Below are 733 nucleotides of genomic sequence, written 5' to 3'. Positions count from 1 at the left end.
GGACGCAGCACCCGGTCGATTGCCAAGGAAGTTGGGGTCCAGCCGCGGATTGTCAGCCGTTGGCGGCATCGCTATGCCGACGATGGCCTTGAAGGCCTGGAAGACAAGCCGCGGCCCGGCAAGCAGCCGATCTATACGAAGACCACCGACAAGCGGATTTTGAAGCTGTTGGACAAGCCGGCGCCGGCAGGATTTGCGCGCTGGACCGGGCCGCTGCTAGCCGAGGCGCTGGGCGATGTTGATGTCCAATATGTCTGGCGGTTCCTACGCCACCACAAGATCGACCTCGTGGTTCGCAAATCCTGGTGCGAGAGCAACGACCCGAACTTTACGGCCAAAGCCGCCGATGTTGTCGGCCTCTACATTGCCCCGCCCCAGAAGGCTATCGTGCTCTGTGTGGACGAAAAGCCTTCGATCCAGGCCTTGGAGCGAGCGCAGGGCTATCTGAAGTTGCCTAATGGGCGCGCCTTGACCGGTCAGAGCCACGATTACAAGCGGCATGGCACGACAACGCTGTTCGCGGCGCTCGAAGTCGCCACCGGAAAGATCATCGCGACGCATTCAAAACGGCGGCGTCGTGTCGAGTTCCTCGACTTCATGGACAGCGTCACTGCGGCTTTTCCGGACCGCCAGCTTCACGTCATCCTCGACAATCTCAACACCCACAAGAAGAACGAGCACTGGCTCAAGGCCCACCCCAATGTGAGCTTTCATTTCACGCCGACGAGCGCGT

The 733-nt window shown here is 60.6% G+C and carries 1 protein-coding gene; it reads left to right on the top strand.

From position 1 onward, the window contains the following. The coding region (locus AC0L2O_RS36270) for an IS630 family transposase (RefSeq protein ID WP_473373132.1) at positions 1-733 on the top strand (733 nt) is incomplete at both ends.

The organism is Bradyrhizobium sp. Kon10 (genome assembly GCF_055807395.1).
This window is presented reverse-complemented; position numbering and strand designations above follow the sequence as displayed.